This window comes from Bacillus sp. PS108 (assembly GCF_037963335.1).
Lineage (GTDB): Bacteria > Bacillota > Bacilli > Bacillales > Bacillaceae > Bacillus > Bacillus subtilis.
Map to the genome: position 1 here is coordinate 3848751 of NZ_CP150155.1, position 21804 is coordinate 3870554.

Here is a 21804-nt window from a genome sequence, read left to right on the forward strand (position 1 = left end):
TCATTATTTTTTCTGCAGAAGGACCACTTTCAGGTAGTTGCCTTCCGGAAATGCCGAAATCGTTTTGAAATCCTCCGGCAGCGTAAATTCCTCAATGATGGTGTAGCGTTCGTTTGTTTCTTTAAATGCGGCATCGATAAAGCCTTTGAATTTCTTCATGCCAAAGGCGCTGCTGTTTGTAGAGGCAACAATGACACCCTTGTCAGCAGTGATGGCGATCGTTTCCTTCAGCAGGTTTTTATAATCCTTGGCCGCGCTGAAGGTGCGTTTTTTTGTACGCGCAAAGGAAGGCGGATCGAGAATAATCAGATCAAAGCGCAAATCCTTTTTTGCAGCATATGAAAAATAGTTAAACACGTCCATCACTTTAATGTCGTGCGCTTCGTAATCCAGCTTGTTCACGCTGAATTGCTCGATCGTTTTGGCCAAACTTCGGTTTGCCACGTCGACGCTTGTTGTTTTCTCCGCTCCGCCAAGCGCCGCTGCCACGGAGAATGCACCCGTATAAGAAAATGTATTTAAAACGGTTTTCCCTTTTGCATAGCGGTCTCTGATCGCCTTGCGCACATGTCTCTGATCCAAAAAGATGCCCGTCATGGCGCCTTCATTCAGATCCACCGCGTATTGAATGCCATTCTCTTGGATGATGATCGGGAACTCGCCCCTTCTCCCTTTCACGAAGTCATCATCTTCAACGTATTGTCCAGCCGTGTCGAAGCGTTTCTTCTCGTAAATCGCTTTATAATCAAGATCCATCTCATCCAATGCCGAAATCAGCATGTCTTTAAAGGTGTAAATTCCCTTGCTGTACCATTGAATCAGCAGGTAGCCGTCATAATAGTCGATGGTGACGCCGCCGACACCGTCGCCCTCACCGTTGAACAGGCGGAAAGCTGTTGTATCTTGAGCCTCAAATAGTTTGGCGCGCGCTTGGGCCGCTTTTGTTAATTTGGTGAGAAAAAATGCCTGGTCAACCTGTTCATGTTTATTGCGGGTAAGCGTCCAGCCGACCCCTTTGTTTTGCAGGCCATAATAGCCCCGCGCGAGAAACTCGCCGCTCTCAGACACGATATCAACGAGGTCTCCTTCTTTCATGTGCCCCGCACTCCCTGCGAGAGCTTCTTTTTCGATAAGGGGATAGCCTTTTTTGATTTTGGCAGCGTGTGCTTTCTTTAGGGTGAGTAGCTTCATATATGTCGTCCTCTTTCTGTTTGCTTTCTCTTATCGTACCACAAAACGCCAAGATGTCTGCATTGACAGAAAGGAAAGGTTTTTCTACGATAGACAAAAAGAGTTTCGAGGAGGAGCAGCATGCCAAAACGAATTGACCATACAGGCATCATGGTAAGAGATATTAACGCGTCCATCACATTTTATGAAGAGGTACTCGGCATGAAATTGAAGGATCGCATCACACACACGAACGGTGTAATCGAGCTTGCATTTCTTGGCTTTGAAGACGGCCCGGAAACAGAAATTGAACTGATTCAAGGCTACAGCAGCGAGCTTCCCGCTGAAGGAAAAGTGCACCACATTGCCCTGCTGACTGATGACATCGCGGCTGAATATACAAAAGCGGAAAAAATGAACGCAAAATTTATCGACGAAGAGATTACAACTCTACCAAACGGGTACCGTTACTTTTATATCGAAGGTCCTGATGGTGAGTGGATTGAGTTCTTTCAGCGATAAAAATAAAGAACGTACATTTTGTGATGTACGTTCTTTTTTATCTATACCAACTGATATACGTTGACTCATCGCAAACCATCGCTTCCCAGCCCATACGCTGAACCAGGTCATTGATGTTTTTATCTTTTGCTAAGAAGACATTAATGAATGAGTCATATACACTCATAAACACAAAGTCCATTTTCTCATCAGTCAAAACGAGCTCTGCTGCGGCTTCATCAAGAACCGTCCGCAAGTTGGCCTCAGTTATGTCCAAAACGCCACGATTTTCCACAATCGGTTCTGCGTAATAAAACCGATTGGATCCGTTCGCACCTAACACCTTTACCAAACTCGGAATATGAAAATTTGAAATATGATCCTCACTGGGATAATAGAGGTCTCCATTTATGTTTTCATGTAACACCTCAGCCAAATCCTCTCTCGCGAACTCGTCCCTTAAAGCGCCTATCGACGTCATTAAAGCCAGCGCCAGCTCAGCATGTGTTTGAAAGCCGCAAGAAGACATAACCTTCTTCCAGGAAACAGCCTTGCCTATTCCTCTTATTTCATCATCGTTTGGATAAATATGCTCGTAATCATTTTTTCTTTTTGCATTCTCCCATCCTTCAGGCATTTGGATAAAAGGAGAAAAGATAAGTGCAGCAGATGAGTATTCAACTGGTACTTGTTGTAAGATTGGTGATTCGTCATCTAACCATATATAATCTAGCATGCGCACCTCCTTTACATATTCTAACATTCTCTTTCGTTTAAAAGGAGATGATCAGCCCTATGACAGGCCGATCATCTATCACATCACATTTTTATCCGCCAGATTCAACCGCACTCTCTTCCCGCCATTTTTGATGATCCCATATTCTGAAAAACGGATAGTAGATAACACAGGTGATCAGCAGGTTTACCAGCTGCATAACGGCGCCCGACACCTTTCCGCCTGTCGCCAGGTAGCCTGATATGAGCGGCGGCATCGTCCACGGCACCGCGATTCCGGCCGGTCTTGCCACCAGCCCGGTGCTCATGCCGATATAAGTCGCCGTAATCGTGAGGAGCGGTGCGATGATAAATGGGACAATAAGGAGCGGATTCATGACAATCGGCATGCCGAAAATGATCGGCTCGTTGATATTAAATAACGCAGGGCCGATTCCTAATCGTCCAAGCTGCTTCATTTGTTTGCTCCGGGAGCGCACAAGCATCGTCAGGACAAGCGCCAGCGTCGCCCCGCTCCCGCCGACATTGATCCAAATTTGAAAGAACTGAGTCGTAAAAATACTCGGCAGCGCCTCGCCCGCTTGGAAGGCAAGACGGTTGGCATCCATCGCGCCGTACCAAATCGGCGCCATGATTCCACCAATGATGGAAGCCCCGTGAATCCCGCACGACCAAAGCAGCATCTGCACAAATTCAGCGATCAGGCTTCCGCCGAGACTGCCGCCAAGGATGGAAAGCGGTGTCCCAAGCAGGTCTCCTACGACATTGTGCAGACTCTGAAAAGGTGTCATTTCAATCAAAAGGCGCGCCAGCCACACGAGAAACACAATGATAAAGCCGGGAATCAGCGCGACAAACGATTTGCTTACCGCAGGCGGCACACCGTCTGGCATTTTGAAGACGATATTTTTTTGAATAATGTACCGATAGATTTCGGTTGAAAACAAGGCGATCAGCATGGCGACAAATAAGCCCTTGCTGCCGAGCAGCGTGATCGGAATTCCGCCCCCTACCATGATGGGTTCCGTTGAGCCATCCGGTGTAAACGGCACCTCAAACGGCGTCGCCAGCAGAAATGCGGCAATTGAAATCGCTCCGGCAGAAAGGGCATCGACACCATAGCTTTCTGCCAACCGATAGGCGATCCCAAAAGCGGCAATCATCGCCATAATATCAAACGAAGCGTTAACAGGATATCCGAGCTTATCGGCCCACTCGTTCCCAAACACACTCGCCATGAAATCAGCATACCCCGGAATCGGCAGGCTCGTTAAAATCAAGAAGACAGACCCGATAATAATCAGCGGCATGGTCAGGATAATTCCGTCACGCAAAGCGCTGAGATGCCGCTGCCCGGCAATTTTCCCGGCGACAGGCATTATTTTTTCCTCCATCACCCGAGTGAATGTGCTCATCTTAAAAGCCCCCTTTTCTCATTGCTTTGTGAACAACCTCCGCAATGTTTTCTTTATCTTATTTTGAAAACGCTTACAAATTCATTTGGAAAATTTCCTCTTCATGCGGAAAAAATCTGCATTTTGCTAAACAACCCTGCCCATGAAAAATTTTTTCCTTCTTACTATTAATCTCTCTTTTTTTCTCCGATATATATATCAAACATCATAGAAAAAGGAGATGAATCATGAAAAACATATCTTGCAAACTTGTTGTATCAGTCACTCTGTTTTTCAGCTTTCTCACCATAGGCCCTCTCGCTCATGCGCAAAACAGCAACGAGAAAGAGGTTATTGTGGTTTATAATAACAAGGCCGGTAAGGAAACCATCCTGGACAGTGATGCTGATGTTGAACAGCAGTATAAGCATCTTCCCGCGGTAGCGGTCACAGCAGACCAGGAGACAGTAAAAGAATTAAAGCAGGATCCTGATATTTTGTATGTAGAAAACAACGTATCATTTACCGCAGCAGACAGCACGGATTTCAAAGTGCTGTCAGACGGCACTGACACCTCTGACAACTTTGAGCAATGGAACCTTGAGCCCATTCAGGTGAGACAGGCTTGGAAGGCAGGACTGACAGGAAAAAATATCAAAATTGCCGTCATTGACAGCGGGATCTCCCCCCACGATGACCTGTCGATTGCCGGCGGGTATTCAGCTGTCAGTTATACCTCTTCTTACAAAGATGATAACGGCCACGGAACACATGTCGCAGGGATTATCGGAGCCAAGCATAACGGCTACGGAATTGACGGCATCGCACCGGAAGCACAAATATACGCGGTTAAAGCGCTTGATCAGAACGGCTCGGGGGATCTTCAAAGTCTTCTCCAAGGAATTGACTGGTCGATCGCAAACGGGATGGACATCGTCAATATGAGCCTTGGCACGACGTCAGACAGCAAAATCCTTCATGACGCCGTGGACAAAGCATATGAACAAGGCGTTCTGCTTGTTGCCGCAAGCGGTAACGACGGAAACGGCAAGCCAGTGAATTATCCGGCGGCATACAGCAGTGTCGTTGCGGTTTCAGCAACAAACGAAAAGAATCAGCTTGCCTCCTTCTCAACAACTGGAGATGAAGTTGAATTTTCAGCACCGGGGACAAACATCACAAGCACTTACTTAAACCAGTATTATGCAACAGGAAGCGGAACATCCCAAGCGACACCGCACGCCGCAGCCATGTTTGCCTTGTTAAAACAGCGTGATCCTGCCGAGACGAACGTCCAGCTTCGCGAGGAAATGCGGAGAAATATCGTTGATCTTGGTACCGCAGGCCGCGATCAGCAATTTGGCTACGGCTTAATCCAGTATAAAGCACAGGCAACAGATTCAGCGTACGCGGCAGCAGAGCAAGCGGTGAAAAAAGCGGAACAAACAAAAGCACAAATCGATATCAACAAAGCGCGAGAACTCATCAGCCAGCTGCCGGGCTCCGACGCCAAAACTGCCCTGCAAAAAAGATTGGATAAAGTACAGTCATACAGAAATGTAAAAGATGCGAAAGACAAAGTCGCAAAGGCAGAAAAATATAAAACACAGCAAACCGTTGACACAGCACAAACTGCCATCAACAAGCTGCCAAACGGAACAGACAAAAAGAACCTGCAAAAACGCTTAGACCAAGTAAAACGCTACATCGCGTCAAAGCAAGCGAAAGACAAAGTTGCGAAAGCGGAAAAAAGCAAAAAGAAAACAGATGTGGACAGCGCACAATCAGCAATTGGCAAGCTGCCTGCAAGTTCAGAAAAAACGTCCCTGCAGAAACGCCTTAACAAAGTGAAGAGCACCAATTTGAAGACGGCACAGCAATCCGTATCTGCGGCTGAAAAGAAATCAACTGATGCAAATGCGGCAAAAGCACAATCAGCCGTCAATCAGCTTCAAGCAGGCAAGGACAAAACGGCATTGCAAAAACGGTTAGACAAAGTGAAGAAAAAGGTGGCGGCTGCTGAAGCAAAAAAAGTCGAAACTGCCAAGGCAAAAGTGAAGAAAGCGGAAAAAGACAAAACAAAGAAATCAAAGACATCCGCTCAGTCTGCAGTGAATCAATTAAAAGCATCCAATGAAAAAACAAAGCTGCAAAAACGGCTGAACGCCGTCAAACCGAAAAAGTAACCAAAAACCTTTAAGATTTGCATTCCAAGTCTTAAAGGTTTTTTACATTCTAAGAACACCACACACAACCTTTTTCCCATCCATTGTACAGGCTTTTCATACTATTGCTATACAGCCATGAACAGCATAAAATGAACGTTATTACAGTTATCACCACATATGGCGGGATTGTGACTGGGCAGGCAGGCAAGACCCAATGATGCAAAGGGAGTATTAATGCCTAAAAAGCAGGGCATTTTAACTCTTCTTTTCGTGTTGGGCTCATAACGGCGCCTTGGACAACCCCCTATTCTCATGCTCCGTCGTCGCGTCGACGCGGGCATTTTTGTCATTTTCAGCCGATATTTCTCACTTTTTTCATTTTGATTGTCAACTTTTCATTTGATACGATGAACAAGCCGACTTTTCTTCAGCAAAGGAGGTTTTGATTGCTTGCATAAAGAGATTGCAAAAGAATTACTGCTGCTCGCAGGAGGAAAAAACAATATTATCAGCATCAGCCATTGTACGACCCGTCTTCGTTTTGATGTAAAGGACGAGACGAAAATTGATATACATGCCATTGAGAACCTGCAAGGTGTGCAGGGCACCTTTTTCCGTTATGGGCTTTTCCAGATTATCTTCGGAGCAGGCGTCGTCAACAAAATATATAAAGAAGTCGTTCATGTATGGGAGAACGCGCCTTCTGAAGAACCTGTCCACCAGAAAAAAGCCAGCCGGAAGCTGAACCCTGCCGCAGCTTTTGCGAAAACACTGTCCGATATTTTTGTGCCGATTATTCCGGCAATAACAGCAAGCGGCCTGCTCATGGGGCTGATCGGCATGATTAAGGTGTTTCACTGGTTCGCTGCCGGCAGCCCATGGATTAAAATGCTCGACCTCGTGTCCAGCACAGCCTTTATTTTACTGCCGATTTTAGTCGGCTTCAGTGCCGCACGGCAATTTGGCAGCAACCCATACCTAGGGGCAGTGATCGCGGGGCTTTTGACGCATCCTGATCTGCTGGACCCGTCTATGCTCGGCAGCAAAACCCCGTCTTCTTTAGACATATGGGGGCTTCATATCCCAATGATGGGCTATCAGGGTTCCATGATACCGATTCTTCTTTCCGTTTTTGTCATGAGCAAAATTGAGAAGCTATTAAAATCGATTGTGCCGAAGTCGCTTGATGTCGTGATCATTCCCTTTATTACGGTCATGGTGACAGGATGCCTCGCGCTGATTGTGATGAATCCCGCCGCGTCCATCATCGGCCAGATCATGACACAATCGATCGTCTATATTTATGATCACGCCGGCATTGCCGCCGGAGCTCTTTTCGGCGGCATCTACTCCACCATCGTCCTATCTGGATTGCATCATAGCTTTTATGCAATTGAGGCAACGCTGCTTGCTAATCCGCATGTCGGTGTCAACTTTTTAGTGCCGATATGGTCGATGGCGAATGTGGCCCAAGGCGGAGCGGGGCTTGCGGTATTCCTCAAAACGAAACAATCAAGCCTGAAAAAAATTGCGCTCCCCGCTTCTCTGACCGCGTTTTTAGGCATTGTTGAGCCGATTGTATTCGGGGTAAATCTCAAATTGATCCGTCCCTTTATCGGAGCAGCCATCGGCGGTGCTATTGGCGGAGCATACGTGGTTGCGGTACAAGTTGTGGCAAATTCCTACGGGCTGACAGGCATTCCGATGATTTCAATCGTGCTGCCGTTTGGCGCCGCTAATTTTGTTCATTATATGATCGGTTTCTTGATCGCAGCCGTCTCTGCTTTTATAGCTACATTGTTTCTCGGGTTTAAAGAAGAGACAGAATAACTGGATTTATTCGTTTTCATTCATAAAACGGGGGATGAAAGGACAAAAAAGCTATGAAAATTAAAAGAATCTTAAATCATAATGCTATCGTCGTAAAGGATCAAAATGAAGAGAAGATTCTCTTGGGTGCAGGAATTGCGTTTAACAAAAAGAAGAATGATATTGTCGATCCGTCAAAAATAGAAAAAACCTTTATCAGAAAAGATACACCTGACTATAAGCAGTTCGAAGAGATTTTAGAAACATTGCCTGAAGACCACATTCAGATTTCTGAGCAAATTATCTCTCATGCCGAAAAAGAGCTGAACATCAAAATCAACGAGCGCATTCATGTCGCTTTTTCAGACCATCTTTCTTTTGCAATTGAACGCCTGAGCAATGGGATGGTTATCAAAAATCCGCTGCTGAATGAAATCAAAGTCCTTTATCCAAAGGAGTTCCAGATCGGCTTATGGGCCAGAACACTGATTAAAGATAAACTGGGGATTCACATTCCTGATGATGAAATCGGCAATATCGCCATGCATATCCACACAGCAAGAAACAATGCCGGCGATATGACACAAACGCTTGATATTACAACAATGATCCGTGATATTATCGAGATTATCGAAATTCAACTGTCTATTAATATCGTTGAAGATACCATCTCTTATGAACGGCTTGTGACCCATCTCCGCTTTGCCATTCAGCATATCAAAGCAGGCGAATCCATTTACGAGCTGGACGCAGAAATGATCGACATCATTAAAGAGAAGTTTAAGGATGCCTTCCTGTGTGCCCTAAGCATCGGCACCTTTGTGAAGAAGGAATACGGCTTTGAATTTCCTGAAAAAGAATTGTGCTACATCGCCATGCATATTCAGCGGTTCTACCAACGGTCAGTCGCACGCTGAGACAAACAAAAAACGCTTTTGATCATCTCAAAAGCGTTTTTTTATATCTGTATTATTGGTTGATCGCCGGATTCCCAATCGTATTCCACTTCGTATAGGACATGTAATGGAAATACTCATCGCGATACGGATGTTTTGTATTGGAGTTCCAAGGCTTTTCTCCGCCGCAGAAGTGCACGATTGCCGGGTTTTCTCTTGTTTCATTATATTGCTTCCGCCCTAACAGAGTCGATGGGGTTTTCAGCTTTAACATGATATAGGTTTGAGCGTTCCAGCGCGGATGAAGTTCATACCACTGATCATACAAGATCGCATTCAGTGCATCTTGGTCATGCAGCACAAGAAAGTCTTCGTCTGGGTGTTCATTGATAAAGTTGATGACTTTTTCTGTGATGTTTTGCTTTCTCCAAGACTCAAAATCAATAATCATGATACCTGAGTTAAAATACTTCCCTGTATCAGTGACGTTCATTTCTTTCAGGCGTTCATGCTGCCCCGCATCCTCAACAGCGGCTACGGTGTATGGCGCAATGTCTAAGTCCCATAGCTTAGAAATATCCTCTAGGACAAGCGCATCACAATCGATGTAAATCATTCGTTTGATGCTTTCATCCTTAATTAAGTCGGGAATCGAAATGCGGTAATACGCGGCTTTTGTAATATGGCTGCTCTCTACCGCATGTTCATACATTTTGGTATCCACTTCTAAAAACTCAATCGGCACTCCGAATTTCAAAGTGGTTTCTTCCAGTCTTTTTTTGTTATCAGGCTTAATTCCGCCATCAATGACGTATAATTTTACCTCTCTCTCCTGATCCATGTTAGTCAATAAAGAAACGAACATCCCACCTAAATGACGAGCATAATTATCATCTGCGCATGATACGATATGCATGATTTCATCTTTCCTCAATGGTATTCATCTCCCTTTTTGTTGTACAAGTTACATACCCTTTTTCAAAAAAATAAACACGTTCTCCGACATTTTTTTAAACAGAATGTGTGATACAACAAAAAAGGTGTCATTTTTTGAAGATGCGATAAAGCCAATAAAGAATGAAAAAGCTTGCGATTGTGATGGCTTCAGCCGAGACGATATACCACGGCCATGGTCCGAGAACATCTAAGAGAGAGGATCCGCCCGGTTTTTTCGTCAAATACATATAATTTGCGCCAAGCCAGCGATCAATCAGGAAAATACAGACGCCGTACACATTAACAAGCAGGACTGTCACCCATAATGAGCGCTGGCCCATTCTGTAGGTGCCAATCACAGCCATCAGCAGACAGGATAAAAACACAGATCCGTGAGAAATAAAAAAGAGGATATATCGTATATGCGGAAATGAAAACATACCGAGGTCAGGAGTGGCAAGAGCCTGAATCGAACTGCCGACGCCGACAAAAAACAAAAATACAAACAGCTTTCTGCTTTTTGTCACTAACATAATAGCTGACAAATACACCGACAGGTCACTAAGCTGGAGAGGCAATGAAGTGCGCACCGACCACCTGCCCGTGGCGACCATCCATATTTGATAGCCGATTTGCGAACCAAGCAAAAGAAACACAAACAGAGAACGCAAAAACCGGCTGGCCCTCGGCAGCTTGACCCTCTCTTGGAACAAAAACAACAGAATGGCCAAAAGGGCGATAATCGCTAACGTCACTACATGCTCTGTCGAAAATAGATGAAACGGATCATGTTTATAGACGGATTGAACATATTTTTGCAAAACTGCACCCCCGTTTGCGGTTTTTTGTTTATTTTGGCGTTGTTTGGGCTTTTTTTATTCAACCGATATATGGGCTTGAAGTTCACACCAGACTCTGCTACAATTCGTTTCATAGCTAATGATTCTGATAATTTAAGGCAGGCCTAAAAAATGGAACGTTCACATCAACATCAGCAGCTTCGGAAGGAAGAACACGATACACTTTCTAAGCTCAAACAAATGCCCGTCGAGTCACTTAACCTGGAAGCCATTTCGATCGCTACGAATCTGTATCGGTCTGCACAAAGGCTCCGTGTCAAAATGGAGACTGAGGTTCTTTCTTCCTATAACCTTTCTTGGACCGCTTTCTCCATTCTTTATGATCTATGGGTATGGGGAGCGCTCGAAACGAGAAAAATCGCTGAGCTGTCAGGGATATCTACAGCTACAGCAAGCAACGTGATCAAAACGCTCGAAAAAAAGAATTTTTGCCGTAAAAGCATCGACACAAGAGATCGGCGACTCGTGTTTGTCTCTATCACCGATTCCGGCAAACAAGCAATCGAAGAACTCTACCCGGAGTTTCACAAAGGGGAAACAGAGCTCATTGCGGGAATGACGAAGGACGAACAGAAAATATTGACAGGGCTGCTTAGAAAGGTAGCTGACAATCTTCATACAACATAAGCTTTGACGGGAATCCAGTAGCGGTTTGTCTCCCTGTTTCAGAGAGCCGGCGGAAGGTGCGAGCCGGCACACAGCAAACGTGAATTACCTCCCCGAGCTTTCTTTGTGAACCTTAAAAGTAGCAAAGAACGGGAAACCGTTATTCGAATGAGCGGAAGACAATGTCTTCAACCAGGGTGGTACCGCGTGCATTGAGCCACGTCCCTTATCGGGATGGGCTCTTTTTTGTGTTTGTAAAAAAGGAGGAAAAATGATGAGAACATTTGAGCAGCTCACAGCGTCACAGCAAAAAGAGGTAGAAAGACAGCTTCAGCTATACATGACAGGCGCCCACGAAGTCATACCGCCGGAGGAATTAAAGGCAAAGCTCGTGAAATCAATTTCCACGGGCACGCCGCTTAAAATTAAGCTCGGATTAGATCCGTCTGCACCGGATGTACATTTGGGCCATACGGTTGTGTTAAATAAGCTTCGCCAATTTCAAGAAAACGGCCACATTGTCCAGCTGTTAATTGGGGATTTCACAGGAAAAATTGGTGATCCGACGGGAAAATCGGCAGCCAGAAAGCAACTGACTGATGAAGAAGTTCAGCACAATGCCAAAACCTACTTTGAGCAATTCGGAAAAGTGCTTGATCCAGAAAAAGTCGAGCTTCACTATAACTCAAAATGGCTGAAAACATTGAATCTGGAAGATGTCATTGAATTAGCAGGGAAAATAACGGTAGCCCGCCTGATGGAGCGCGACGACTTTGAAGAACGCATCGCCATGCAAAAACCAATCTCACTGCATGAATTCTTTTACCCATTGATGCAGGGATATGATTCTGTCGTTCTCGAAAGTGATATTGAATTAGGCGGAACGGATCAGCATTTCAATGTCCTCATGGGACGGCATTTCCAAGAACGATACAACAAAGAAAAACAAGTCGTCATCCTTATGCCGCTCTTGGAAGGCTTGGATGGCGTCGAAAAAATGTCAAAGTCGAAACACAACTACATCGGCATTAACGAACATCCAAACGACATGTACGGAAAAACGATGTCACTGCCCGACAGCCTGATGAAAAAATACATCCACTTGGCAACAGACTTAGAGCTTGAAGAGAAAAAACAGCTCGTGAAAGACTTAGAAACCGGCGCCGTTCATCCGCGTGATGCCAAAATGCTTTTAGCCAAAACAATCGTCCGAATGTATCACGGAGAGAAAGCAGCAGAAGCTGCCGAACACTCGTTTAAAACAGTCTTTCAGGAAAACAGCCTTCCTGATGATATTCCGTCTGTCCAATGGGAAGGCGAGAAAACAATCGCGATTGTCGATCTGCTCGTTACATTGAAGCTCCTCTCTTCGAAGAGCGAGGCGCGCCGCATGATTCAAAACGGCGGTGTACGCATCGACGGAGAGAAAATAACAGATGTTCACGCCAAAGCAGAGATAAGAGAGAATATGATCATCCAAGTCGGCAAACGCAAGTTTTTAAAGCTCCAATAGTCTGATATTCCGAAACGCTTATGACCCTTCATTCATAAGCGTTTTTTGCAGGTATAAAGCACTGTCTTTTCAAAAACGCTCTTCATCTTGCAGGAAACTCCTTTAGCATCCCGAAATATTCCCCAACCATACATTTAGGGGAGGTTTATTTTTGATGAAAAAGCTTTTGACTGTCATGACGATGGCTGTTTTAACTGCCGGCACACTGCTCTTGCCGGCACAGAGTGTCACCCCTGCCGCGCACGCTGTACAAATATCAAATAGCGAGCGTGAGCTTCCATTCAAAGCAAAGCATGCGTACTCTACCATTTCTCAGCTAAGTGAAGCAATCAGCCCCAGAATAGCCGGAACTGCAGCTGAAAAAAAGAGTGCCCTATTGATCGCCTCATCAATGAGAAAATTAAAGCTTGATGTGAAGGTTCAACGATTCAACATTCCTGACCGGCTTGAGGGAACACTGTTTTCAGCAGGACGCGATATTCTTCTCCAAGCGGCGTCCGGCTCAGCTCCGACTGAGGAACAAGGGCTGACGGCCCCGCTTTACAATGCGGGATTGGGCTATCAAAAGGACTTTACCGCTGACGCCAAGGGCAAAATCGCCTTAATTTCCAGAGGAGACCTGACTTATTACGAGAAAGCCAAAAATGCCGAAGCCGCCGGAGCAAAAGCTGTCATCATTTATAACAACAAAGAAAGCCTCGTGCCTATGACGCCAAACCTGTCGGGAAATAAAGTCGGCATTCCGGTCGTCGGCATTAAGAAAGAAGACGGTGAAGCACTTACCCAGCAAAAAGAAGCCACCTTAAAACTAAAAGCATTCACAAACCAAACCTCTCAGAACATCATCGGAATCAAAAAACCAAAGAACATCAAACATCCAGACATTGTGTACGTGACGGCCCATTACGACAGTGTTCCTTTTTCACCCGGAGCAAATGACAACGGCTCAGGAACCTCTGTTATGCTGGAGATGGCGCGTGTCTTAAAAAGCGTTCCATCTGATAAAGAAATCCGCTTTATCGCTTTCGGCGCCGAAGAGCTCGGCCTGCTCGGCTCCTCCCACTATGTAGATCATCTATCAGAAAAAGAGCTGAAACGAAGCGAAGTGAACTTCAACTTAGATATGGTAGGCACAAGCTGGGAAAAAGCGTCTGAGCTGTATGTCAACACATTGGACGGCCAATCTAACTATGTTTGGGAATCCAGCCGTACGGCTGCTGAAAAAATTGGATTTGACAGCCTGTCTCTGACACAGGGAGGATCATCTGATCATGTGCCATTCCACGAAGCCGGCATTGATTCCGCCAACTTTATTTGGGGAGACCCGGAAACAGAAGAAGTTGAGCCGTGGTATCATACCCCTGAAGACTCGATCGAACATATCAGCAAAGAACGCCTCCAGCAAGCAGGCGATCTTGTGACAGCCGCAGTCTATGAGGCTGTGAAAAAAGAGAAGAAACCGAAAACCATTAAGAAACAAATGAAGGCGAAAGCATCTGACATTTTTGAAGATATCAAATAAAAAAAGACGGCACTTGGGTGCCGTCTTTTTTATAATGATCAGCTGTTTAGCCGTCTATAAGTAAAGCTTTCAGTTTATCAACTGTATTTTCTTTTTCTAACGGGCGATAAATGGTCAGTTTCAAATCAGGAGAGTCATATATTTGTAATGTCATATGCTCCATCACCATTTTTCCGGCTGCCGGGTGATGAAGTACTTTTTCTCCTGCGTGTGTGCCTAATACTTCGTGGTGGTTCCACCACTTTTTAAATTCCGGGCTTCTTTCAGTTAACTCATCGATCAGCTCTTTTATCCATGCTTCCCCAAGAAACCGGCTGGCTGTCGATCGAAACTGTGCGATAAGTTTTTTGGCGTGGCTTTCCCAGTCGTCAAGCAGATCCCGATACTCCTTCGAGGTGAAACATCGCCATATGGCGTTCCTTTCCTTACTGCCCATATGGCCAAAATTGCCGAACACAGCACAAGCTGCTGTGTTCCAAGCAATAACGTCCCACTTTTCGTCAGTCACATAAACAGGGCAATTGGTTAAATGATCAATAAAGTGCCGCACAGCCAGAGGAAGGCTCTTATTATCTTCATCCTGATCATCTAAAGGAACATGATGGCCAGCCAACAGAAAGACATGACGTTTTTCCTCATAATTCAATTTGAGCACTCTCGATATGCTTTCCAGTACCTGTGTCGATACCCGAATATCCCTTCCCTGCTCCAGCCATGTGTACCATGTGACACCTATACCAGACAGCTGGGCCAATTCCTCTCTTCTCAAGCCTGTTGTTTTCCTTCTGGTGCCCATAGGCAATCCAAACTCTTGCGGAGAAAGCTGTGCCCTTTTCAGTTTTAAAAACTCCCCTAGCTCTTTCCGTTTTTCTGCCATACTGTCCACATACACACTCTCCTTCTGCATAGAATTTCCTATTAGTATTCTACATAAAAAGGAGAAGGTTTTTATATTATTTGTTTCGTTCTGCAAATACTTCCGCGGCCACAGGAAGAATGGTATTCAGTGCATTCGGGAAACCTGAGTAAATAATCATCTGCATCATGACTTCTATGAGTTCTTCTTGTGTCCATCCGACATTCAGGGCTCCGTTAATATAGAATTTTAGCTGCTGGGTATTGCCCAATGCAGTCAATCCAGCAACGGTTGCTAATAATCTGGATTTCAGATCAAGACCTGGTCTTGAAAAAATCTGACCGTAGTTAAACTCCACGGCAAGCACACCAAGGTCCGGAGCGATGGAATGTTTAAAATTGCCCACGATCGCTTCATAGTTCTCCTCATCAATTTGTTTCAGAATATCTAACCCTTTTTTATAATGTTCACTTGTTCGCACCAGCTTCTATCTCCCTTCCAATATCGCTTTTTTAGTAGTACGATTTATGGTAATCCTTGAACTGAAGGCAATACCGACCATGATCATCCCCAGAATACAAACACCGTTCCAATGAAACAGCATCCAGACTGCACCTCCTGCATACGATCCCAAGGCGCCGCCTAAAAACGTGCTGACCATAAAGAGGCCATTCAATCTGCTTCTCATTTCAGCCGACAATTGGAAAATCTCCGCCTGACACGCCACCTGATTCGCCTGAATGCCCATGGTGATGAATAAAGCGCCCAATACAATCACAATCAATGAAGTCTGGCCTGCCATTAATAAAACAAATGACAATAAGGTAAAAGACATACAAAGCTTGTTGGAAAAAGCAGCTCCTTTTTGATCAATAATCCGGCCGATCAGCGGAGTTGCAAAAGCCCCGCCAATTCCCACCAAACCGATTGTTCCGGCAGTCTGGCTGCCAAACGAGAATGGAGGTTCACTCACCATAAACACTAACGTCGTCCAAAATAAACTGAAGGCGCCGAACATGAAGCCTTGGTTTACACATGCTTTTCTTAACACTTTCTCCTTGATCAAAAGCGGAAATAATGAAGAAATGAGTTTTCCGTAATGAAATGCATGTGTCCCTTTGCTTTTCGGAAAGCAGAAGTGAATGATCAACATAATGATGACGGCTGCTGCGCAGGCAATCCAATACATCACGCGCCAGCCATAATGGGCATCTATCGCCCCGCTGACCACTCTCGCCCCTAAAATTCCGCAAACCAAGCCGATGGCTACGTTTCCGAGTACTTTTCCTCTGTTCCTGTCATTTGCTAAACCTGCCGCAAACGGCACAAGGATTTGAGGAATAATCGTGAAGAATCCCAATAATAAATTTGTGATGACTAGCCATGGAAAGCTTACAGCTAACGCTGAAGCGGCCGAACAAACCCCCACTAAGAATAGCAGGCTCACAATTAAGCGGCGGCGTTCAAAAAGATCTCCCAATGGAACAAGCAGAAGGTTCCCCGCCGCATAGCCAATCTGCGCCAATGTAGCAATCATCCCAGCTTGTGCCGGCGTCACATGAAACGTGCCTGCCATGCTGACAAGCAATGTTTGATTGATATAGACATTAGCTACCGTAAACCCGCTAGTCACCGCTATAAGAAAAATCAAACCTCTCGATAATGAAATGGAATGGTTCATGTTTACCTCCTTTCCCATGCATGATAAAGCAGGTTCAATCATGGAAACAGAAGTGAGTTTATACTGGTATAAAAAGTACTAGCAAGCAAAGCAAAAAAGCGAAACCCTGTCAGGCTTCGCTTTTGTTATCAATCCACTTCTTTCTTAATCCCCAGCATTTTCTCATCTAGGTAATGGGCAATCTCCGCGGCTTCTTTCAGCTCATCTGTTAATTGCTTAGGAACGTCATTGTTCAATTTATAATAAATTTTATGTTCAAGGCTCGCCCAGAAATCCATCGCGATTGTCCGGATTTGAATTTCTGCTTTGACGTATTCCACACGGTTCGTTAAATTCACAGGCATCTCAATGATCAAATGCAGGCTTCGATAGCCATTCGGTTTGGGTGTCTGGATATAATCCTTTACCTTTACGATTCTCAAATCTTCATGCTGCTTCAACACATTCACGACGTTATAAATGTCAGAAATAAAGGAACAGATGATGCGCACGCCGGCAATGTCGTGAATATGCTCCTTCATTTCCTTCGTCGTAATCTCACAGCCCTTTCTCATTAACTTATTCACGATGCTTTCAAAGCTTTTGACACGGGATTTTGTATGTTCAATCGGGTTGTGACCGTGAATGAGGTTATATTCCTGGCTGATAATTGAGAACTTTGTATCGAGCGCATCTAGCGCAAATTTATAAACTAATAATTCATTTTTCCAATCTTCCATTACTGTTTTTAAATCGTCCATATGTGTTACAGATAAATCCATGTTCGTCATCTCCTTTAACGGAACTTTATCCGCTGTCCATGTACTAGACGTCCCTGTCTGCTGCAAGGTTCTATGAATTTTTTTACAAAATGCGGTCGATTGTAACAAAAAAAGACCGCACGAAACGAGCGGTCTTTTTTATTATCGGAAATAGCTGATCAATAATCCGATCGAGAGCAGGAATCCGAAAAATGTATTTGTTTGGGCTGTTGATTTCATTGCGACAATCATATTCATCGGCATTTCTTTTTGGACGAAGCCCTTCACTGCTTGAACCGGCTTAGGCACGCTTAAAAAGACGACAAACAGCCATGGGCTTGCGGCACCGGTAATAACCAAGCCGACAACCCAGATATAAGCGACGGCAAACGACGCAGCTAACAGAGTAACAGCTCCCTTATGCCCCATCAAAATCGCCAATGTTTTGCGTCCGCCTTTTTTGTCCTCTTCAATATCACGAATGTTGTTCGACAGGTTAATCGCGCCGACAAGAATCGCAATCGGGATGGAAATCAAAATGCTTTGCGTGTTGATCATATCTGTCTGAATGAAAAACGAAATCAGCACAAACACCGAACCCATGCAAATGCCTGAGAATAATTCACCGAACGGCGTGTACGCAATCGGCAGCGGCCCGCCTGTATACAGGTAGCCGATCGCCATGCCGACAAGGCCGATCAGCGCAAGCCACCAGCTGCTGCTCGCACAAATATAGACACCGAGCAAAATGGCAATCCCGTATGAGGCGAGAGCTAATTGCAAAATCGTTTTAGGCTTCATTCCGTGGCGTACAATTGCCCCTCCGATTCCGACTGATTCTGCTGTATCTAACCCGCGTTTAAAATCATAATATTCATTAAATAAGTTCGTCGCGATCTGGATCCATAGGCAAGAAAACAGCATAGCCAAAAACAGCAGCAGATCAACCTTCACATAAAACATCGCCAAAACGGTTCCGAGCAGCACAGGCACAAACGATGCGGTTAACGTATGAGGACGGGTTAACTGCCAAAGGATCTGCCCCATGCTTTCTTTTTGCGGCGCTGTCTGACCCTCACCCTTATTTGTTTGGTTCATCTTCCTCTTCCTTTCTATTAAAAGGCTTACTTTTTTTCAGCCGGCAGCTTAATAAAAAACTCCTTTTGCTTCCTTATCTATCATAATGACTTCTCCCTTATTTCACAAGATACCGCAAGAAGGCGTTTTCTTTCTTATTATACGCTTCTCGCCCTGATTTCATTAGGTTTCTGCTTTCACTTGAACGAACAGGTACAGAAAAATTTTTTTAAGTACATTACGCTTTTTAAAAGTTAAAAAGATCTTTTGACTCCAGGTATCTTTTCCTTTATTATGAATCAGCTCGAAACATTCCATTCTTGCCCTTGCAGGTATAAAGATTCATTTTCAAAAACATACGCCGATATATTAATTTGAGGGAGATTAGGGAAAAAATGAAACTTTTTGAGCATCTGATCGTCAAATAATCATGTGATTGTCGAAAAAAACGGGAAGGGAATTTTTGATATGCTGCAATTAATGAAACAGCTGTATGAAAAACCCGCTGTCAAGTGGACATGTCATACAGGCTTTTATTTGATGATACTGCTTGTTTTGTTTTTTATGTATGGTTTTCACACCGCGAATACCGGTTCATATATTTATAACGATTTCTAATTGGAGAGAGAATAACTATGAAACTTTTACATGCTATTCAAACACATGCGGAAACTTATCCGCAAACCGATGCCTTCCGCTCTCAAGGCCAGTCGCTCACGTATCAGGAATTATGGGAGCAGTCTGACCGCGCGGCTGCCGCGATCCAAAAACGCATTTCTGGGGAAAAGAAATCTCCTATCCTTGTGTACGGCCACATGGAGCCGCACATGCTTGTTTCCTTCTTGGGAAGTGTCAAAGCGGGACATCCTTATATTCCGGTTGACCTGTCTATTCCGTCCGAACGGATTGCGAAAATTATCGAAAGCTCTGGAGCAGAATTGCTGATCCATGCAGCAGGACTCTCAATTGATGCAGTCGGCCAGCAGATTCAGGCAGTTTCTGCGGAAGAACTGCTGGAAAACGAAGGCGGCTCTGTCAACCAAGATCAATGGGTCAAAGAACACGAAACGTTTTATATCATTTACACTTCCGGAAGCACAGGAAATCCGAAAGGCGTGCAGATTTCCGCTGCGAACCTTCAAAGCTTCACAGACTGGATTTGTGCAGACTTTCCAGTCAGCGGAGGAAAAATATTTTTAAACCAAGCGCCGTTCTCATTTGATTTGTCTGTCATGGACCTATATCCGTGCCTTCAATCAGGCGGGACTTTACATTGCGTGACAAAGGATGCTGTGAACAAGCCGAAAGTCTTATTTGAAGAGCTGAAGAAGTCCGGACTGAATGTGTGGACATCAACACCTTCCTTTGTGCAAATGTGCCTGATGGATCCGGGTTTTTCACAGGATCTGCTGCCTCATGCGGACACATTTATGTTTTGCGGAGAGGTTCTTCCGGTTTCTGTGGCCAAAGCGCTGCTTGAGCGTTTCCCGAAAGCGAAGATTTTTAATACGTACGGCCCGACTGAAGCGACAGTGGCTGTCACATCGGTTGAAATTACGGATGACGTCATCAGCCGCAGCGAATCGCTTCCAGTGGGCTTCGCCAAACCAGATATGAACATTTTCATTATGGATGAAGAGGGACAACCGCTTCCTGATGGAGAAAAAGGAGAAATCGTCATTGCAGGGCCGAGTGTAAGCCGAGGCTACCTTGGTGAGCCAGAGCTGACGGAAAAAGCGTTTTTCTCTCATGAAGGCCAGTGGGCATACCGAACTGGCGATGCCGGCTTTATTCAAGACGGTCAGATTTTCTGCCAAGGACGTTTGGATTTTCAGATTAAACTTCACGGCTATCGAATGGAGCTGGAGGAAATCGAGTTCCATGTCAGACAGTCACAGTACGTTCGCTCTGCTGTCGTGATTCCTTATCAGCCAAACGGAACAGTTGAGTACTTGATCGCTGCTATTGTGCCTGAGGAGCATGAGTTCGAGAAGGAATTCCAGCTGACAAGCGCTATTAAAAAAGAGCTTGCCGCTTCCCTTCCGGCATATATGATCCCGAGAAAATTTATCTATCAGGATCACATTCAAATGACGGCTAACGGCAAAATTGACCGAAAACGCATTGGCGAAGAGGTTCTTGTATGACGCCTTACAGCTCGTTTTTATTCTTTATACTGCTTGGCATTCTTCTTCTGCCGACGATCATTCTCGGCTTAAACGGAAAAAGATTTCAAGCATACAACATGTTCATATCTATCATTATATTGGCTTTAATTTTTTCGCACGACTTACACGGGGTCATCGCGCTGTGCCTGTTTACAATATGGCAGGTGCTCCTGATCAGCGGCTATCTGGCATACCGGCAGAAAGCGAACAGCGGCTTTGTCTTTTGCGGGGCTGTTATCGCGTCGATTCTGCCTTTATTTCTGTCAAAAATATGGCCGTTTCTGTCGCACCCGCAGCCGCATCATGCGCCGCATAACCTGATCAGCTTTTTAGGGATTTCATATTTAACCTTTAAAGGCGTTCAGCTAATTATGGAAGCAAGAGACGGACTGCTGAAAGAACAGCTGCCATTGCACCGCCTGCTGTATTTCATCCTGTTTTTCCCGACGATTTCCTCCGGCCCGATCGACAGATACCGTCGGTTCGTAAAGGATGAACAGAAGGCTTGGACGAAAGAAGAATACGCCGACCTGCTGTATACGGGAATCCATAAAATCTTCATCGGTTTCCTGTATAAATTTATTATCGGCTACGCGATCAATACGTACTTCATCATGAATCTTCCCGCAATCACGCACAATAAGATTCTTGGGAACCTGCTGTACATGTACGGCTACAGCATGTATTTATTCTTTGATTTCGCCGGCTACACGATGTTTGCCGTCGGGGTCAGCTACATTATGGGCATTAAATCACCAGAAAACTTTAATAAACCGTTTATCAGTAAAAACATTAAAGATTTCTGGAATCGCTGGCATATGTCTCTGTCATTTTGGTTCAGAGATTATGTGTTTATGAGATTCGTATTTTGGATGACTAAGAAAAAGTGGATCAAAAACCGTATGGCCGTCTCAAACATCGGGTATTTCCTGCTGTTTATGCTGATGGGGGTTTGGCACGGGCTCGCGCCGCAATATATCATTTACGGCCTCTATCATGCCGTTCTAATGGCATGTTACAACTTTTTCGAGAAGTGGAATAAGAAATATAAATGGCTGCCGTCCAACCGCTGGACAACCATTCTCGCGATTGTGATCACATTCCATTTCGTTTGCTTCGGGTTTTATATTTTCTCAGGAAAACCATTTCATCACCACCATTAAAGGAGATTA

Annotated in this window: 20 protein-coding genes, 1 pseudogene and 1 other annotated feature; of the genes and pseudogenes, 10 read left to right on the forward strand and 11 right to left on the reverse strand. The window is 44.9% G+C overall.

What is annotated here, in order from left to right:
* Positions 1 to 3 precede the first annotated feature (3 nt).
* The gene (locus tag NSQ16_RS20005) at positions 4 to 1191 is read right to left on the reverse strand and encodes a class I SAM-dependent rRNA methyltransferase (RefSeq protein ID WP_015385005.1); all 1188 of its coding nucleotides are present in this window, start codon (positions 1189 to 1191) and stop codon (positions 4 to 6) included.
* 120 nt (positions 1192 to 1311) lie between these two features.
* Between NSQ16_RS20005 and glxA the strand changes: the two genes are divergently transcribed.
* Positions 1312 to 1692 (forward strand): glyoxalase GlxA, encoded by a 381-nt coding sequence (gene glxA / locus NSQ16_RS20010; RefSeq protein WP_003227362.1) that lies wholly within the window; start codon positions 1312 to 1314, stop codon positions 1690 to 1692.
* Positions 1693 to 1729: 37 nt separating this feature from the next.
* On the opposite strand, the gene NSQ16_RS20015 is transcribed toward glxA, so the two are convergent.
* Entirely contained in the window at positions 1730 to 2407 is a 678-nt protein-coding gene (locus tag NSQ16_RS20015) for a DUF2711 domain-containing protein (protein ID WP_085185454.1), read from the reverse strand.
* A 78-nt stretch (positions 2408 to 2485) separates the two neighbouring features.
* Positions 2486 to 3821, reverse strand: a pseudogene (gene celB, locus NSQ16_RS20020) (PTS cellobiose transporter subunit IIC).
* 227 nt (positions 3822 to 4048) lie between these two features.
* On the opposite strand from celB, the gene epr reads away from it, so the two are divergent.
* The 3 genes from epr (at position 4049) to sacY (ending at position 8694) form a co-directional block, all read left to right on the forward strand.
* Positions 4049 to 5986 (forward strand): minor protease Epr, encoded by a 1938-nt coding sequence (gene epr, locus NSQ16_RS20025; RefSeq protein WP_128441945.1) that lies wholly within the window; start codon positions 4049 to 4051, stop codon positions 5984 to 5986.
* 432 nt (positions 5987 to 6418) lie between these two features.
* Complete coding sequence (sacX, locus tag NSQ16_RS20030) at positions 6419 to 7798, forward strand: SacY negative regulator SacX (RefSeq protein WP_024572918.1); 1380 nt, start codon at positions 6419 to 6421, stop codon at positions 7796 to 7798.
* Between the two features lie 53 nt (positions 7799 to 7851).
* Positions 7852 to 8694: a transcription antiterminator SacY gene (gene sacY, locus NSQ16_RS20035; protein WP_003227349.1), complete on the forward strand. Its 843-nt coding sequence runs from the start codon at positions 7852 to 7854 to the stop codon at positions 8692 to 8694.
* 52 nt (positions 8695 to 8746) lie between these two features.
* On the opposite strand, the gene NSQ16_RS20040 is transcribed toward sacY, so the two are convergent.
* A complete protein-coding gene (locus NSQ16_RS20040) occupies positions 8747 to 9607 on the reverse strand; it encodes a glycosyltransferase family 8 protein (RefSeq protein WP_015714932.1) in 861 nt (286 codons plus the stop codon).
* A 109-nt stretch (positions 9608 to 9716) separates the two neighbouring features.
* Positions 9717 to 10430 carry a TIGR02206 family membrane protein gene (locus NSQ16_RS20045; protein ID WP_128441947.1) on the reverse strand — a complete coding sequence of 238 codons (714 nt, stop codon included), beginning with the start codon at positions 10428 to 10430 and terminating at the stop codon, positions 9717 to 9719.
* 150 nt (positions 10431 to 10580) lie between these two features.
* Here NSQ16_RS20045 and ywaE point away from each other — a divergent pair, with 150 nt between their 5' ends.
* The 3 genes from ywaE (at position 10581) to ywaD (ending at position 14110) form a co-directional block, all read left to right on the forward strand.
* Positions 10581 to 11096, forward strand: a complete 516-nt coding sequence (gene ywaE, locus NSQ16_RS20050) for a tyrZ transcriptional regulator YwaE (RefSeq protein ID WP_019712840.1) — start codon at positions 10581 to 10583, stop codon at positions 11094 to 11096.
* Positions 11091 to 11305, forward strand: a binding site (T-box leader). (Overlaps the previous gene by 6 nt.)
* A 41-nt stretch (positions 11306 to 11346) precedes the next feature.
* Positions 11347 to 12588: a tyrosine--tRNA ligase gene (gene tyrS / locus NSQ16_RS20055; RefSeq protein WP_080265409.1), complete on the forward strand. Its 1242-nt coding sequence runs from the start codon at positions 11347 to 11349 to the stop codon at positions 12586 to 12588.
* 154 nt (positions 12589 to 12742) lie between these two features.
* Entirely contained in the window at positions 12743 to 14110 is a 1368-nt protein-coding gene (gene ywaD, locus NSQ16_RS20060; protein WP_128441949.1) for an aminopeptidase YwaD, read from the forward strand.
* A 46-nt stretch (positions 14111 to 14156) separates the two neighbouring features.
* Here the strand turns inward: ywaD and NSQ16_RS20065 are convergent, their stop codons facing one another.
* From NSQ16_RS20065 to NSQ16_RS20090, 6 genes are all read right to left on the reverse strand, one after another.
* Positions 14157 to 14996: a helix-turn-helix transcriptional regulator gene (locus NSQ16_RS20065; protein ID WP_128441951.1), complete on the reverse strand. Its 840-nt coding sequence runs from the start codon at positions 14994 to 14996 to the stop codon at positions 14157 to 14159.
* Between the two features lie 67 nt (positions 14997 to 15063).
* Positions 15064 to 15447: a carboxymuconolactone decarboxylase family protein gene (locus tag NSQ16_RS20070; protein ID WP_033882888.1), complete on the reverse strand. Its 384-nt coding sequence runs from the start codon at positions 15445 to 15447 to the stop codon at positions 15064 to 15066.
* Between the two features lie 6 nt (positions 15448 to 15453).
* Positions 15454 to 16647: an MFS transporter gene (locus NSQ16_RS20075; RefSeq protein WP_015714936.1), complete on the reverse strand. Its 1194-nt coding sequence runs from the start codon at positions 16645 to 16647 to the stop codon at positions 15454 to 15456.
* A gap of 128 nt (positions 16648 to 16775) precedes the next feature.
* On the reverse strand, positions 16776 to 17408 hold the full coding sequence (ywaC, locus tag NSQ16_RS20080; RefSeq protein WP_003244564.1) for a GTP pyrophosphokinase YwaC: 633 nt from the start codon (positions 17406 to 17408) through the stop codon (positions 16776 to 16778).
* 141 nt (positions 17409 to 17549) lie between these two features.
* Positions 17550 to 18485, reverse strand: a complete 936-nt coding sequence (locus NSQ16_RS20085; RefSeq protein WP_015250916.1) for a 1,4-dihydroxy-2-naphthoate polyprenyltransferase — start codon at positions 18483 to 18485, stop codon at positions 17550 to 17552.
* A 162-nt stretch (positions 18486 to 18647) separates the two neighbouring features.
* On the reverse strand, positions 18648 to 18782 hold the full coding sequence (locus tag NSQ16_RS20090) for a hypothetical protein (RefSeq protein WP_161986633.1): 135 nt from the start codon (positions 18780 to 18782) through the stop codon (positions 18648 to 18650).
* Between the two features lie 150 nt (positions 18783 to 18932).
* Here NSQ16_RS20090 and NSQ16_RS20095 point away from each other — a divergent pair, with 150 nt between their 5' ends.
* Genes NSQ16_RS20095 through dltB form a run of 3 tightly spaced genes read left to right on the forward strand, consistent with a single transcriptional unit; the run spans position 18933 to position 21795 of the window.
* Positions 18933 to 19082: a teichoic acid D-Ala incorporation-associated protein DltX gene (locus NSQ16_RS20095; RefSeq protein WP_003227330.1), complete on the forward strand. Its 150-nt coding sequence runs from the start codon at positions 18933 to 18935 to the stop codon at positions 19080 to 19082.
* Positions 19083 to 19099: 17 nt separating this feature from the next.
* The gene (gene dltA, locus NSQ16_RS20100) at positions 19100 to 20611 is read left to right on the forward strand and encodes a D-alanine--poly(phosphoribitol) ligase subunit DltA (RefSeq protein WP_230488730.1); all 1512 of its coding nucleotides are present in this window, start codon (positions 19100 to 19102) and stop codon (positions 20609 to 20611) included.
* A complete protein-coding gene (gene dltB, locus NSQ16_RS20105) occupies positions 20608 to 21795 on the forward strand; it encodes a D-alanyl-lipoteichoic acid biosynthesis protein DltB (protein WP_230488729.1) in 1188 nt (395 codons plus the stop codon). Before dltA ends, dltB begins: the two co-directional genes overlap by 4 nt.
* Positions 21796 to 21804: the final 9 nt, after the last annotated feature.